Here is a 201-nt window from a genome sequence, read left to right as displayed (position 1 = left end):
GCGGTGCTGTTGATGTTGAGCTTGGCGCGGATGCGGCGGAGGTAGGCGTCGACGGTGTGCTTGGAGAGTCCCATGTGGCGGGCGGTCTGGAGGTAGGTGCGTCCGGCGGCGATGTGGCGCAGGGCTTCCTGTTCGCGGGGGGCGAGGAGGGCGGCTTCGGCGGTCGGCGCGGTGCGGGTGAGGGTGAGGCTCATGGGATTC

The 201-nt window shown here is 70.1% G+C and carries 1 protein-coding gene; it reads right to left on the bottom strand.

Annotated features, from left to right (window positions below; translation table 11 throughout):
* Positions 1-194, bottom strand: a 194-nt coding sequence (locus IF88_RS41845; RefSeq protein ID WP_037808995.1) for a response regulator transcription factor, incomplete at its 3' end; no start/stop codon positions are given.
* Positions 195-201: the final 7 nt, after the last annotated feature.

The sequence above is a fragment of the Streptomyces sp. NRRL F-2580 genome (genome assembly GCF_000720115.1).
In the GTDB taxonomy this organism is placed as follows: Bacteria; Actinomycetota; Actinomycetes; order Streptomycetales; family Streptomycetaceae; genus Streptomyces.
Note: the sequence above shows the minus strand (reverse complement) of the source record. Positions and strands in the feature narration are given on the sequence as shown.